Annotated in this window: 1 protein-coding gene; it reads left to right on the forward strand. The window is 72.1% G+C overall.

What is annotated here, in order from left to right; genetic code table 11:
* Nucleotides 1-312, forward strand: a 312-nt coding sequence (locus tag FJ658_RS15730) for an SLC13 family permease (RefSeq protein ID WP_255447773.1), incomplete at both ends; no start/stop codon positions are given.

The following is a 312-nucleotide window of genomic DNA, read 5'->3' on the forward strand; positions in this document are numbered from 1 at the left end:
GTTCGCGGCGATCGCCGAGCGGCTCGCCCGGCTCGGGCGAGGTCACGGATGGGTCCTGTGGCTGCTGGTCGTGCTGCTCGCGGTCGCGGCGACGGTGTTCCTCTCACTCGACACGACCGCCGTGCTGCTGACGCCCGTCGTGGTGCTGCTGGCCCGGCACCACGGATACCCGCCGCTGCCGTTCGCGCTCACGACGGTGTGGCTCGCCAACACCGCATCGCTGCTGCTCCCGGTCTCGAATCTCACCAACCTGCTGGCCGAGCACGCCCTGGGCTACTCGGACCCGGCGCGCTTCGCGGCGCTCATGGCGGC

The organism is Schumannella sp. 10F1B-5-1 (assembly GCF_006517535.1).
Taxonomy (GTDB): Bacteria; Actinomycetota; Actinomycetes; order Actinomycetales; family Microbacteriaceae; genus Schumannella.